The sequence below is a fragment of the Novosphingobium chloroacetimidivorans genome (genome assembly GCF_014204535.1).
GTDB classification, from domain to species: Bacteria; Pseudomonadota; Alphaproteobacteria; order Sphingomonadales; family Sphingomonadaceae; genus Novosphingobium; species Novosphingobium chloroacetimidivorans.
On the sequence record NZ_JACHLR010000002.1, the window covers coordinates 168,801 to 181,916 of the forward strand.

Here is a 13,116-nt window from a genome sequence, read left to right on the forward strand (position 1 = left end):
GCGCAAGGAACCGAATGACCGGTAGTCCGACACGACCCGGCGAGCCGCTGGCCGTCTACGAGATCGAGGGTCTCAGCGGCGATCCCGAACTGGAACGGCTCGTTCGGTTCGCCGCCGAGCTATGCGGCTGTCCGACCGCTTTGGTGAGCCTGGTCGACGAAACCCATCAGAGGTTCGTGGCCAAGGTGGGGCTGCAGGCCAACGAGACGCCGCGCAGCATGTCGTTCTGCGCCCACGCGATGGTCGAAAACTGCGTCATGGAAGTTCCCGACGCCAGGCTCGATCCACGCTTCTGCGATAATCCGCTGGTCACCGGCGCGCCGCACATCCGCTTCTACGCCGGTGCACCGCTCGTCAGCCCGCAAGGCGCCCCGCTCGGCTCTGTGTGCGTCATCTCACCCGAGCCGCGCGTCGCGCTGAGCGATCACCAGCGATCCGGCCTGACAGTGCTTGCCGATGCCGTCATGAGCCGCCTGGAAGCGAGGCGCGTCCTCCTGACCAAACAGGCCTGGGAAGAAGCGGCAGAGGCGGATCCCGCGGCGAGTGAAAAGCGCTTTCGCGTCCTTGCCGATGCGATGCCGCAGATGGTCTGGTCGACGCGGCCGGACGGCTATCACGATTACTACAATGCGCGCTGGTACGAGTTCACGGGAGCCAGGCCCGGTGACACGGAAGGCAATGGCTGGAACGGGCAGTTCCACCCCGACGATCAGGCTCATGCCTGGGACCTGTGGCGGCGCTCACTGGAAACCGGGGAACCGTACGAAGTCGAGTACCGCCTGCGCCGGTTCGACGGGCAATACCGATGGACGCTGGGACGCGCGCTCCCGATCCGGGACGAGCACGGCAAGATCACGCGCTGGTTTGGCACCTGCACCGAAATCCATGAGCAGCGCTTGCTGAGCGAGGACAAGGATCTGGTGTCCCGCGAGCTCAGTCACCGGATCAAGAACATCTTCCAGGTCATCGGCTCGATGATCCGCCTGTCGAGCCGAGGGGAGCCCACGCTCAAGGCCTACGGCCTGAAGCTCAGCGAACAGGTGACCGCTCTTGGGCGCGCGTACGACTACGTGCGCGTACAGGAGGGTACATCCGCCATGACCCTGCAAGGCATGCTGCGCGAGGTATTCGGCGCCTACAACATGAACGGAGTGGAACGGGTCCGAATCCACGGCGAGGAGGTGTTCCTATCAGAACACGTCATGACGCCGCTGGCGCTTACCTTCCATGAGCTTGCCACCAACGCTGCGAAATATGGCGCGCTCACGAGCTCGACCGGCACCATCGATCTGACCATCACGCGCCATGATGATCTGCTGCAGTTCGAATGGGAGGAAAGCGGCAGCCTCGTACTTCATTCTACGGAACGCAGAGGCTTCGGGTCCGAACTGATTGCCGCTAGCATTGAGCGACAACTAGGCGGTCGGTTCACGCGTGAATGGTTGCCCACCGGTTTGAAGGCAACCGCGACAATTCCCTTCGTCGAGGATGGTGCCGTTTAGAGCGGGAGCATGAGCTGCTTGAGCCATCCGCAACTCTCCTTGATAACCCCCGATTGATCGGCACACCGTATACAGGTGATGTCGCTGGTTTTTGGCTTCGTCAGCGGACCTGATGCTTCTTTGATGCGCTGAGGGCACGCTTGCAGACCTTGGCGCAAACGAGAACCCCGCCCTGCGCTTGGCAGGACGGGGTTCTCGTAATCCTAAGCTAGACCCGATGGATCAGGCGGCCAACTTGCGCAGCACGTATTGCAGGATGCCGCCGTTCATGAAGTACTCGACCTCGTTGGCGGTATCGATGCGGCACAGCGCGGTGAAGGTGAAGGTGGAGCCGTCCTTGCGGGTGACTTCGACTTCCACGTCCTGCTGCGGCTTCAGGTCCGCCACGCCGCGGATGGTGAAGCTGTCGTCACCGGTGAGGCCCAGGGTCTGGCGATCCTGGCCCGCCTTGAACTGCAGCGGCAGCACGCCCATGCCGACTAGGTTCGAGCGGTGGATGCGCTCGAAGCTCTCGACGATGACCACGCGCACGCCCAGCAGGTTGGTGCCCTTGGCCGCCCAGTCGCGCGACGAGCCGGTGCCGTATTCCTTGCCGGCGATGACGATCATCGGCGTGCCTTCGGCCTTGTGCTTCATGGCCACGTCGTAGACCGCGCCGACCTGCTCGCCGTAGCGGCTCATGCCACCCTCGATGCCGGGGACCATCTCGTTCTTGATGCGGATGTTGGCGAAGGTGCCGCGCATCATGACTTCGTGGTGGCCACGGCGCGCGCCGTAGGAGTTGAAGTCTGCCTTGGCGACCTGGTGCTCCTGCAGCCACACGCCCGCCGGGCTGTCGGCCTTGATCGAGCCGGCGGGGCTGATGTGGTCGGTCGTGATCGAATCGCCCAGGATCAGCAGCGGCTTGGCCTCGATGATGTCGCTGACCGGCGCCGGGGTCATCTCCATGCCCTCGAAATAGGGCGGGTTGGCGACGTAAGTCGAGCCCGCGCGCCACGAGTAGGTGTCCGAGCCGGTGACGTGGATCGACTGCCAGTGCGTGTCGCCGCGATAGACGTCGGCGTAGCGGGCCTGGAACATGGCGCGGTCCATGCAGGTCGCCATGGTCTCGGCGATCTCGTTATTGGTCGGCCAGATGTCGCGCAGGTAGACGTCCTGGCCATCCTTGCTGGTGCCGATCGGCGTGTCGACGAAGTCGGTCACGACCGTGCCCTTGAGCGCGTAGGCGACGACCAGCGGCGGCGAGGCCAGGAAGTTGGCGCGCACGTCGGGCGAGACACGACCCTCGAAGTTGCGGTTGCCCGAGATCACAGCGCTGGCGACCAGTCCGTTCTCGTTGATCGCCTTGCTGATCGGCTCGGCCAGCGGGCCGGAGTTGCCGATGCAGGTGGTGCAGCCGTAGCCGACGAGGTTGAAGCCGATGTTGTCGAGGTGCTGCTGCAGCCCGGCCTTGTTGAGGTAGTCTGTAACGACCTGCGAACCGGGCGCGAGGCTGGTCTTGACCCAGGGCTTGGGCTTGAGGCCGAGCTCGTCCGCCTTCTTGGCGACAAGGCCGGCGGCGACCAGCACCGAAGGGTTTGAGGTGTTGGTGCAGCTGGTGATCGCCGCGATCACGACGTCGCCGTCGCCGATGTCGAAGCTCTTGCCCTCGACCGGAACACGGGTGGCGGTCTTCTTGTAGACCTTCTCCATGTCGTTGTTGAAGACTTCGTCGACGTCGGGCAGCGAAACCCAGTCCTGCGGGCGCTTGGGGCCGGCGAGCGATGGCACGACGGTCGACAAATCCAGCTCCAGCGTGCTGGAGAACACCGGGTCGGCAGCGCCGGGCTCGATCCAGAAGCCCTGCTCCTTGGCATAGGCCTCGACGAGGTCGATCTGCGCTTCGTCGCGGCCGGTCAGGCGCAGGTAGTCCAGCGTCTTGTCGTCGATGCCGAAGAAGCCGCAAGTCGCGCCGTATTCGGGCGCCATGTTGGCGAGCGTCGCGCGGTCGGCGAGGCTCAGCGAGGCGAGGCCCGGGCCGTAATACTCGACGAAGCGGCCGACGACGCCGTGCTTGCGCAGCATCGAGGTGCAGGTGAGGACGAGGTCGGTCGCGGTGACGCCTTCCTTCAGCTCGCCGGTGAACTTGAAGCCGACGACTTCGGGGATGAGCATCGAGACCGGCTGGCCGAGCATCGCGGCTTCCGCCTCGATGCCGCCGACGCCCCAGCCCAGCACGCCCAGGCCATTGACCATGGTGGTGTGGCTATCGGTGCCGACGCAGGTGTCGGGATAGGCGACGAGATTGCCGTCCTGGTCCTCGCTGGTCCACACCGACTGGGCGATGTATTCCAGGTTCACCTGGTGGCAGATGCCGGTGCCCGGGGGCACGGCGGAGAAGTTGTTGAGCGACTTGGAGCCCCACTTGAGGAAGTCGTAGCGCTCCATGTTGCGCTGGTACTCGATCTCGACGTTCTCTTCGGCAGCGCGGGGGTGGCCGAATTCGTCGACCATGACCGAGTGGTCGATCACGAGGTTGACGGGGACAAGCGGGTTGATCTTGGAGGTGTCGCCGCCCAGCTTGTTGATCGCATCGCGCATGGCGGCGAGGTCGACCACGCAAGGCACGCCGGTGAAGTCCTGAAGGAGGACGCGCGCGGGGCGGTACTGGATCTCGTTGCCGGTGACGGGGTTGTTCTGCCAGTCGACCAGGGCCTGGATATGCTCCTGGCCGACAGTGAAGCCACCGTCCTCGAAGCGCAGCAGGTTTTCCAGCAGGACCTTCATCGAGAAGGGCAGGCGGCTGACATCGCCCAGCTTCTCCGACGCCTTCTTCAGCGAGTAGTAGGCGATCTCCTTGTCGCCGACCTGCATGGTGCTGCGGGTGCCTAGCGTGTCCTGTCCGACCTGGGTCATGGAATTCCCTTCTGTGTGGGCTCGCGACAGGACAGCGGGCTTCTCCCCAGCCTTGCTGCACTGCGACAAGCGGATTCGTCGGCGCTGCCGATGCGCGCTCAGGGGCGCAAGGTCAAGGCCAGGGGCGCAAGGTGAAGAGCGCCAGGTGATGGGGAGGGCCGCTAGACGGCGGTCTGTTCGGTGCGTGCACGCTCTGGGTCGCGGGTGCCGATCCAGCAGCCCAGCACGATCAGCAGGGTGCCGGCGAGGGTCGCGGCGCCGACCGGCTCGTCGAAGAACACCCATCCCAGAAGCGCGGCCCACAGAAACGCAGTGTACTCGATGGGAACCAGCACCTGGGTTTCGGCCCGGGCATAACCCCAGGCGAGCAGCGCCAGTGCCGACGTTGCCAGGGCGGCGCCCAGCGTGATCAATCCAAGCGCAGGCAAGGAAGGCAAGATGGCGAGCCAAGGGGCGGCGAGGGCAAGCAGTGCGAAGATGACGAGGTTCTGGAACAGCGTCACCTCGATCGGTCCGGCCAGCAGCGCCAGCTTGCGCTGGAGTACCAGGTTGATCGCGTAAAGCACGGCCGAAGCGATGATCGCCGCCAGGCCGATCAGGGTATCGTGGTCCGGCGTCCCGGTCCCGAAACGGTCGGCGACGATGACGCCGACGCCGGCGATCCCCAGCAATGATGCGATGACCGCCTGGCGGCGGATCGTCTCCCCCAGCATCACGGCGGCCAGATAAAGCGCGATCAGCGGCGCGATGAACGAGATGGCGATGCCTTCGGCGATCGGCAGGCGGACGATGCCGACGAAGAACAGGACCATCATCGCCGCATTCGCGCTCGATCGCAGGATGTGCAGCCGCAGCACGGCGGGGCTCGGCCAGCGACGCGGTCCGGCCAGCCAGATCGGCACGATCATCGCCACGCCAATGAGGTTGCGGATGAGCAGCGCGGAGTAGACGCCTGCCATCAGCGCAGCGCCCTTTATCGCGGCATCCATGCCGCTGAACAGCGCGATGCCGAGCACAACGGCAAGCACCGGCGCCGGCTTGGACTGGAGGAACGAAGCGCGCGTCATGACGTTTATCGCTCTCGCCGGGTCCGGCGGCCAGGGCAAGCGGCGATGGCGCTCGCCTTCAGGTTTTCGGCAAGCAATTCACCGCCGGGTCAGGACGAGTGCTTGATGTTGCAGGGCGTCAGGGGCTAATCTGGCGAACGGCGGGTGTGGTCGGCCGTTCGTCCGGTGCGGCGGTTCGGTCGGTCTTTTTATCAAGGTTTGGAGCGAGTTCTGGCACTCATAATTCAGCGCAAGCGAGCAGGCATCGCGGCGATCACCCTCACCGGCATGCTCATGGCTTCGGTGGCTGGGCAGCCCGCGCTCGCTCAAAAGAGCAGCACGCCCAAGATCAAGCCGCAGGCGTCGGTGTCCGAATGGGATATTGGTGCGCCCGATACGTCCACCGCGCCGGTTCGATCCAGCTCCGTCCAGGCGACTCCTGCACGGTCGAGCACCTCCGCGCCGACGCCGCCGGCCTCCGTTCAGGGTCTGCCGCCTGCAGCCGAGGATGCCGATCCCTCGTCCACCGCCGAGCCGGTGGTGCAGCCGGTACCGGTGCGCGAGCCGATCATGAACTGGTCCATGGCCGACGCGCAGGTGCTGCTCAAGACCATCCAGGGGATCAAGAGCGAAGGCCTGTTCGCCAAGGACTACCAGCCCGAAGCGCTCAAGGCGGCAATCGCGCAAGGCGAGGGGCCGGCCCTCGACCAAGTCGCCAGCCGCTCGTTCGCCTGGCTGATCGAGGACTTGCGTGACGGTCGCACCCCGGTGCCCGCTCGCGTGCAGTGGTTCGCGGTCGATCCCGACCAGGACAAGATGCCGACCGCTGCGGTAATGCAGCAGGCGCTGGACAGCCACGACGTGGCCGGTGTCGTCACGACGCTGGCGCCGACACACCCGGACTATGCGGTGCTCAAGCAGGCGCTGGCCGATACGCCCGAGGCGCAGGCCGCCAGGAAGTCGCTGATCCGCGTGAACATGGATCGCTGGCGCTGGCTGACGCGCGATCTGGGCGAGGTCTACCTGATCACCAACGTGCCCGAATTCCAGCTGCGGCTGACTGTCCGGAACCGCAACATCCGCACGTACAAGACTGTGGTCGGCAAGCCCGGTCGCACGGCCACGCCGCAGTTGGCCGAAACGGTCAGCGCAGTGGTGTTCAATCCGACCTGGACGGTGCCGCAGTCGATCGTGAAGGGTGAGGGGCTGGGCGCCAGGGTCATCGGCAGTCCGGGCTGGGCCAAGGCCAATGGCTACAAGGGGATCAAGAACGGCGACGGCACGATCACCGTCGTCCAGCAGCCGGGCAAGAACAACGCACTCGGCCTGATGAAGATCGATATGCCCAATCCGCACGCGATCTACCTGCACGACACCCCGGCCAAGCAGTACTTCAACTCCGAAGTGCGCGCCTTCAGCCATGGCTGCATTCGCACGGAGCGGGCGGTGGAACTGGGCATGACCATGGCCATCCTGGGCGCGCAGATGCCTGCCGACCAGGCGGCCGACCTGTCACGCGCAGGCGTCTACCAGAAGGTGGAGATGACCCGGACCTTCCCGGTCTATATCACGTACATGACCATGGCGCGTTCGATCGACGGCGAGCTCAAGAAGTTCGCGGACATCTATGGCCGGGACACGCCCGTGCTCGCCAGCTTTGCGGCACCACGTCAGACCAAGACCACGCAACGCGCCAGCGAGGAACCGATCATCCAGCTCGACAACCCACTCTGATCCAGGAGTTTACCATCTTAACCTAGTGTTAAGTTATGTAATTTGCTCATTTTTTTACCTGTCTGGAACGGCAAGCGATCCGCGGCCGTTCACATCATAAGTTGATATGATGAGTCAGGCATGGGTTCGCGATTGAAAACGAAAGTCCTCTTGGTCGAAGACGAACCGATGATCCGGGCGATCGGCATCGATGCGCTAGAGGAAGCGGGCTACGAGGTGATCGAAGCCAAGGACGCTGACGAGGCGGTGCGTATCCTGGAGATGCTGGGTGAAGTGCATGTGCTGTTCACCGACATTCGCATGCCGGGCAGCATGAACGGGCTTGAGCTGGCCAAGCTGGTGCACGAGCGCTGGCCTGCCATGAAAATCCTGGTCACTTCAGGTGACACCTGGCCGACCAGCACGCAAATCCCTGACGAGGGTCATTTTCTGGCCAAGCCCTATCGGCTCGATACCCTGCAGAACGAGGTGACCTCGCTGTTGAGGTGATCGGAGCTGGATGCGTTGCCGGGCAAAGCTGGGCCGGCTTGGCCAAGATGTGTCGGCGGCGCATGATCAGAGTTGTCGTGGCGAACCTGGCCCACTCGAACGTGTCGGATCGCACACGGTGCCCCGCGAACTAAGGCCGTCCCACCGCCGCCCTATCATTTGGTGAAGGCCTCGACCCGACGGGCGAAATCCGCGCGCAGGTTCGACCAGAACAGCGTTATGTCGTAGAGGTGGTAGTTGTTGCCCGGCAGCACGTACGGGCCGATGTCGAGATCGGGCGCGGGGCCGATATGGAGCAGGTGGTCGGCGCCGCACTCGGCCGGCACGACCTCGGGCACGAGCGTGCCGGTGCCCTGCGTCAGGTCCGGCACCATGGTTCCCAGGTTGTCCTTGGCCGGGGCCTTGCCGTTCTCGACACCGCTGATCGGATTGACGCAGACGAACGAGGGATTGGCGCCCACTTCCTGTCCGTCGAGGCCCCGACGCCGGGCATAGGCGCGCAGCAGCATCTCGGTTTCGGGCGGTTCGGCGAAGCTGAGCCAGCTGACGACGCAGCCGGTGGACGTCGCATCCTTGCATGCCGGCATGCCCATCAGCGGCAGGTCGCGGTCGTGCGAAACCGGCCAGCCGACGATGTAGGCGACGGCGATGCGCTTGGCCAAGGGCGTGCCGGCGATCCTGTCGCGGATCAGCCGGCGCAGATGGAACGCGCCCTGGCTGTGCCCGGCCAGCACGATCGGCTGCCTGGGGCCGATCGCCCTCACGAACGTGTCGAAGGCCTGCGCCACGTCGCGATAGGCAAGGTCGAGCGCCTGGGTGGCCTCGGGCGCGTCGGTCAGGAAGGCGCCGACCGCCGCCTGCCGGTAGCGTGGCGCCCATACGTCGGCACTGGCGTTGAACGGGCTCGCCATACCTTGCACGAACAGCCGCGAACGCTGGCGCGACACGGTGTCATCCAGGGATGCGTTCCAGCTCGATCGACTGACCAGACCAGTGGGGTGGACGAAGAACACGGCGGCATCGACCCTGGCCTCCGCCGCGGCAGGGACGGTTTCGCCCTCGCTCTCGTTCTCGCCTGCCGCCCCGCTCGCATGAACCTGCGCGAAGTCGGAAGGAAGCCAGCGCGCCGCGTCGTTCTTCATGCCCGGGCGGGCGAGCCACATGTCGGGGTTGTCGTAGCTTGCTTCGGCGAGGCGCGGCTGGTCGGTGAACTTGGCCGACGGCACGAAGGCGATCTCCGTCAGGTCCTGCGCGAAGATGCGCAGGGCCAGGAAGACCAGCAGGACGACCACGATCAGGCCGGTAACGATATAGAGGAACTTGCGCGCCATGGTGCCTGGCGCCCTAGAGCCTAGTTGGCGGCAACGGAAGTTCCCATGCGGTGCGAACCGGCCTTGTCCTCACGCCGCCGCGGGTGCGGGGAGGTGTTCGCCGTTCTCCTGCTTCTCCTGGTTGCGGTCGGCCGTCCGTTCGAGCCAGACCTTGATCATGGCCACCAGCGGGTCCGCGAGCGCAAGACCCAGGATGCCGAACAGCACGCCCATGATCAGCTGCGCCGCGAGCACCAGCGCCGGCGGCAGGTCGACCGTCTTGCGCGCGATGATCGGCACGATGACGTAGCCGTCGATCGTCTGCACCAGGGCATAGACGATGATCGTGAAGATGCCCATGTCCATGCCGCCCGAGAAGCCGACCATGATCATGATCGCGCCCGAGATCGGCGCACCGATGTTGGGCAGCGCGGCGAGGAGCCCGGTGATGAGGCCCAGCAGAAATGCCATCGGCACACCGTAGACCTGCAGCATGATCCAGGTGGCGATGCCCTCGACCGCCATGCCTAGAAGGCGGCCGAACAGCAGGCGGCGTAGTGAGCGGCCCATTTCCTGCGCGCTGCGCTCGAACTCGTCGCGGCGGTCCGCCGGCAGGATCCAGGCGACGCCACGACGATAGATGTCGGGCTCGATCGCGAAGTAGATCCCGAGCACCACGATCAGGAACAGCGTGGTCAGGCCACCGATCAGGCCGCCCACCGCGCGAGTGACCTGGCCCAGCCCGCCCATCGCCTGCTGCGCCAGCTTCTGCACGTCGCCGGTGTTGACCTTGATGCCGTGCCCCTGCAGCCAGGCCAGGCCCTTGTAGAACTGCCCCTGGATCGTCGTCGGCAACTGCGCTGCCTGTTGCGCGATCTGGCTGCCGGCGAACTGGATCGTCCAGATCATGAACGCGAGCGCGGCGATCAGGACGATGGCGACGCGAAGACCGCGGCTGATCGGCAGGACCCGGCCCAGCAGGCGCGCGCCGCCGTCGATCAGCGCGGCGAACACCACGCCACCGAAGATCACCAGCAGCGAGCCCGACAGGAAGACGGCGAGCCCGAAGAGGAGAGCGACGCCGAACCATGTCATGGCCCTGCGCACTTCGAAGCGGACGCGTGGATCGGCGATGTCGGTGGGTCCGGCGAGCCCTTCGTCGATCACCGTCTCGGTATCGGGGCGGTCGGCCGCGTCGGTCATGACGAGGACCGCTGCAAGGCGGCATGCGGGTCGAGCGGCGGTCGCAGCGACGATCCCGCGCGTCCGGAGCGCAAGGCGCTGAACCAGCTCAGCGGGTTCCAGCCCTGGCTGCCATCGAGCGAGAAGGTGATGAACTCGGCCCGACCGCCGATGTCGGAAAGCGGAACCGGCCCGCCAAGGCCGTTGCCCCACAATGGCATGCGGCTGTCCGCCGAGTGGTCGCGGTTGTCGCCCATCAAGAATACCTGCCCCTCGGGAACCGTGATCTCCGGGAAGTGATCCAGAGTCTGGTTCGCATGATCGATCACGGTGTAACTCGCACCATTGGGCAATGTTTCGCGATAAGCCGGCAACTCGTAGACCTCGCGTCCGCTGGGCAGTCGCGTGCGGTAGTCCTCGAAGTCTTCGAGGCATGGCTTCTGGAATCCGCCGGCATCGCACATCAGCTGGTCCTCGACCGGCAGCTGCACCGGCATTTCGGCACGTTGCGGTACGGGCTTGCCGTTAAGGACGATCTGTCCATTGATCACGGCGATCCGGTCGCCCGGCAGCCCGACGACGCGCTTGATCAGGTCCTCCTTGCGGTTTCGCGGCACGACGATGACGATGTCGCCGTATTCCGGCGTGCGGCCCAGGACACGCCAATCCCCGCGCGGGAGCAAGTGGAAGCTGATCGACGACCAGTCCCAACCGTAGGGATACTTCGACACCACCAGCCGGTCGCCGACCAGCAGGTTGGGCATCATCGAGATCGACGGGATGTAGAACGGCTTGGCGAGGAAGCTGTGAAAGCCGAGCACCGCCAGCAACATCAGCACCAGCCCGCGCAGTTCGCGCAGCCAGTCGACCCGGTCCGGGCCGCTGCGCTGGGCCGGCTCGCCCCCGGGCATGTCGTCGTGCAGGGCGGCCTCGGCGTTGATGTTGCTCATGAAAGGCCAGGGATCCTATGCGCGGCGCGCTTCGATGACGACGAAGGCCTGCGCCCATGGGTGGTCGTCGGTGAGTGTCAGGTGAACCACGGCCTCGTATCCTTCCGGAACGAGGCTGGCGAGCCGCGCGGCCGCCCCGCCGGTGAGCGCCAGCGTCGGCGCGCCCGAAGGAGCGTTGACGACGCCGATGTCCTTCATGAACACGCCCGCCTTGAAGCCGGTGCCCACCGCTTTGGAGAAGGCCTCCTTGGCGGCGAAGCGCTTGGCGAGCGTGCCGGCAATCGTATGCGGCCGGCGCGCGGCCTTGCGCCGCTCGACGTCGGTGAAGACGCGGTTGAGGAAGCGGTCGCCGAAGCGATCGAGCGAGGCCTGGATGCGCTCGATGTTGCACAAGTCCGAGCCGAGTCCGATGATCATGGGCGGTCGCCTGTCACCGCACCGCGTCCATCAGCTCGCGCATCTTGGTTACGCTTGCCTCCAGCCCACAAAAGATCGCCTCGCCAATCAGATAGTGCCCGATGTTGAGCTCGGCCAGCTGGGGAATCGCGGCGACCGGCTGGACGTTGTCGTATGTCAGGCCATGGCCGGCATGCGGCTCGATCCCGTTCTTCGCGGCAAGCGCCGCCATGTCGGCGATGCGCCGCAGTTCGACCGCGACCTGGTCACCGGTGGCATGGGCATACTCGCCGGTGTGTAGTTCGACGATGGGCGCGCCGAGTTGCATGGCTGCCTCGATCTGCCGCGCCTCGGGGGCGATGAACAGGCTGACCCGGATGCCGGCATCGCGCAGGCGCGCGACGATCGGCGCCAGGCGGTTGTGCTGCCCCGCCGCGTCCAGCCCGCCCTCGGTGGTCCGCTCCTCGCGCCGCTCCGGCACGATGCAGGCGGCGTGGGGCTGGTGCCGCAAGGCGATCTCGACCATCTCGTCGGTCGCCGCCATCTCCAGGTTGAGCGGCAGCCCGGTCGCGGCCTGCACACGCGCAAGGTCCTCGTCCCGGATGTGGCGGCGATCCTCGCGCAAGTGGACGGTGATGCCGTCTCCTCCCGCCTGCGCCACGATCTGTGCCGCGCGCACGGGATCGGGATGTTCGCCGCCACGCGCGTTGCGGATGGTGGCGACGTGGTCGATGTTGACGCCGAGGCGTAAAGGGCGGGTCACCATGCTGTAATGCCTCGCGAGCCGAAACGGACTTCAGGTCGGAACGGAGTTAGGGTTGTGAACGGCTTCCCGGCTTGATCGCGGGCTGGGCGGCGAGTTCGGGCGGAAGAGCATCGGCATCATACGTCGGGAAGTTCAAGGCGACCAGCGCGGTGAACGGCACCCCAAAGTCGACGCCCCCACCCGAACGGTCGACCAAGGCCGCGGCGGCGATGACCTGGCCACCGGCGTCCTCGATCGCGGCGATCGCTTCGCGCGAGGACTTGCCGGTGGTGACCACGTCCTCGACCAACAGCACCCTGTCGCCGGGCTCGAGCGCGAAGCCGCGGCGCAGCTCGAAGGTGCCGGTGGGACGCTCCACGAACATGGCATCGACCTGCAGCGCGCGGCCCATCTCCTGGCCGATGATCACGCCGCCCATCGCCGGCGAGACCACCTTGGCGATCTGCCGGCGCACGTCGTGCGGCAGTTTTGCGGCCAGTGCCGTCGCCAGACGTGCGGCGCGTTCCGGGTTCATCAGCACCCGCGCGCATTGCAGGTAATGCGCGCTGTGCCGTCCGGAGGAGAGGAGGAAGTGGCCCTCCAGCAACGCCTTGCTCGCGCGGAACTCGGCGAGGACGGCTTCTTCCTGCATGACGGTCTTGATCCTCGATGGGTTTGTGCAGGCGCGGATGCTGTCCGATGCGGGCCTGCCTCGGTGTGTGTCAAAAATTCCCCTAGAGGCGCTTGAGACGCGCCGCAAGCGCGCGTATAGGCCCGGCTCAAGGGGCATCCGTGCCCGCATCAGGGGGCGCGCGCGGCACCGATTTCGCCTGCCGCGCCGGCAAGGGAATCGGGAAAGCACGAAGA

At 65.7% G+C, this 13,116-nt stretch carries 11 protein-coding genes; 3 read left to right on the plus strand and 8 right to left on the minus strand.

The features are described 5' to 3' along the window. Positions 1 to 14 precede the first annotated feature (14 nt). Positions 15 to 1,502 (plus strand): PAS domain-containing protein, encoded by a 1,488-nt coding sequence (locus HNO88_RS03225; protein WP_184242634.1) that lies wholly within the window; start codon positions 15 to 17, stop codon positions 1,500 to 1,502. 222 nt (positions 1,503 to 1,724) lie between these two features. On the opposite strand, the gene acnA is transcribed toward HNO88_RS03225, so the two are convergent. Together acnA and HNO88_RS03235 are read right to left on the minus strand one after the other, a co-directional pair. Beyond that, positions 1,725 to 4,397, minus strand: coding sequence for an aconitate hydratase AcnA (gene acnA / locus HNO88_RS03230; protein ID WP_184242635.1), 2,673 nt, complete (start codon positions 4,395 to 4,397; stop codon positions 1,725 to 1,727). 161 nt (positions 4,398 to 4,558) lie between these two features. Next, positions 4,559 to 5,464, minus strand: coding sequence for a DMT family transporter (locus HNO88_RS03235; RefSeq protein WP_184242636.1), 906 nt, complete (start codon positions 5,462 to 5,464; stop codon positions 4,559 to 4,561). Positions 5,465 to 5,737: 273 nt separating this feature from the next. On the opposite strand from HNO88_RS03235, the gene HNO88_RS03240 reads away from it, so the two are divergent. Then, the gene (locus HNO88_RS03240) at positions 5,738 to 7,177 is read left to right on the plus strand and encodes a L,D-transpeptidase family protein (protein ID WP_246381139.1); all 1,440 of its coding nucleotides are present in this window, start codon (positions 5,738 to 5,740) and stop codon (positions 7,175 to 7,177) included. A gap of 150 nt (positions 7,178 to 7,327) precedes the next feature. Further along, positions 7,328 to 7,666, plus strand: a complete 339-nt coding sequence (locus tag HNO88_RS03245; protein ID WP_221419803.1) for a response regulator — start codon at positions 7,328 to 7,330, stop codon at positions 7,664 to 7,666. A gap of 155 nt (positions 7,667 to 7,821) precedes the next feature. Here the strand turns inward: HNO88_RS03245 and HNO88_RS03250 are convergent, their stop codons facing one another. The 6 genes from HNO88_RS03250 to pyrE form a co-directional block, all read right to left on the minus strand. After that, positions 7,822 to 8,997, minus strand: a complete 1,176-nt coding sequence (locus tag HNO88_RS03250; RefSeq protein WP_184242639.1) for a DUF3089 domain-containing protein — start codon at positions 8,995 to 8,997, stop codon at positions 7,822 to 7,824. Between the two features lie 69 nt (positions 8,998 to 9,066). After that, positions 9,067 to 10,179: an AI-2E family transporter gene (locus HNO88_RS03255; protein WP_184242640.1), complete on the minus strand. Its 1,113-nt coding sequence runs from the start codon at positions 10,177 to 10,179 to the stop codon at positions 9,067 to 9,069. Next, the gene (gene lepB / locus HNO88_RS03260) at positions 10,176 to 11,069 is read right to left on the minus strand and encodes a signal peptidase I (protein WP_184242810.1); all 894 of its coding nucleotides are present in this window, start codon (positions 11,067 to 11,069) and stop codon (positions 10,176 to 10,178) included. The genes HNO88_RS03255 and lepB overlap by 4 nt, the downstream gene beginning before the upstream one ends. 54 nt (positions 11,070 to 11,123) lie before the next feature. Then, positions 11,124 to 11,525, minus strand: a complete 402-nt coding sequence (gene acpS / locus HNO88_RS03265) for a holo-ACP synthase (protein WP_184242641.1) — start codon at positions 11,523 to 11,525, stop codon at positions 11,124 to 11,126. 13 nt (positions 11,526 to 11,538) lie between these two features. Then, positions 11,539 to 12,270, minus strand: a complete 732-nt coding sequence (locus HNO88_RS03270) for a pyridoxine 5'-phosphate synthase (protein ID WP_184242642.1) — start codon at positions 12,268 to 12,270, stop codon at positions 11,539 to 11,541. Positions 12,271 to 12,316: 46 nt separating this feature from the next. Next, complete coding sequence (pyrE, locus tag HNO88_RS03275) at positions 12,317 to 12,901, minus strand: orotate phosphoribosyltransferase (RefSeq protein ID WP_184242643.1); 585 nt, start codon at positions 12,899 to 12,901, stop codon at positions 12,317 to 12,319. Positions 12,902 to 13,116 lie beyond the last annotated feature (215 nt).